We start from the raw sequence: 594 nt of genomic DNA, 5'->3' as shown, positions 1-594 counted from the left end.
CTCCAGTTCGGTGAGCACCCACGGGTTGAGGTCGTGGAACTGCTCGAACCGCTCCTGGATCGTGCCGTGCCGAGGCTCTTGCGGGCCGGGCAGGACGACTTGGCGGACGGCCTCCAGGCCGGGCAGGTGGTCCTGCGTGACGGCAAGCACGTGCTCTCTCCCCTCGACGTGATGGGGATACTACGAAGATTCCCCATACAAGTCGAATCCCTTGCCGACACCCCCTCGCGGGGAGCCGGCGGGCGCCGCCCTCGATGTCTCAGCGAGGCGAAGGTCGCACTGTCATGGAAACCTCCCAGTCTCGATCGGCGAGCCCGTCGCTCACCTCATGCCTAGATTCTATACTCTCTCCATGGGATGGTCAACTCTTCTTCGCGACACCCCTGGTCAAGATCACCGAACCGGGCCCGGCGTAAGTGCCCTCACGCAGGCTCTTCTCCACCTCTGCGTCGATGACCAGCGGCTTGGCCTTCGGCGCCGCGTTCATCCGAGCGGCCCCCTCAAGGGCAGTGTCCAGCAGCCACAGCGGGGAGCCGGACAGCTTCCAGTCCGGCGCGGGAAACGTCCCCGTCTTGTGCGCGTGGTCCAGCCTCG

Annotated in this window: 1 protein-coding gene; it reads right to left on the bottom strand. The window is 65.8% G+C overall.

The window, feature by feature from the left end:
- Positions 1–361 precede the first annotated feature (361 nt).
- The coding region (locus tag ABD323_RS44020; RefSeq protein WP_344447616.1) for a hypothetical protein at positions 362–594 on the bottom strand (233 nt) is incomplete at its 5' end.

This window comes from Kitasatospora nipponensis, from assembly GCF_039528135.1.
GTDB lineage: Bacteria > Actinomycetota > Actinomycetes > Streptomycetales > Streptomycetaceae > Kitasatospora > Kitasatospora nipponensis.
The sequence above is the reverse complement of the archived record's forward strand: the minus strand, read 5'-3'. Positions and strand labels throughout refer to the sequence as shown.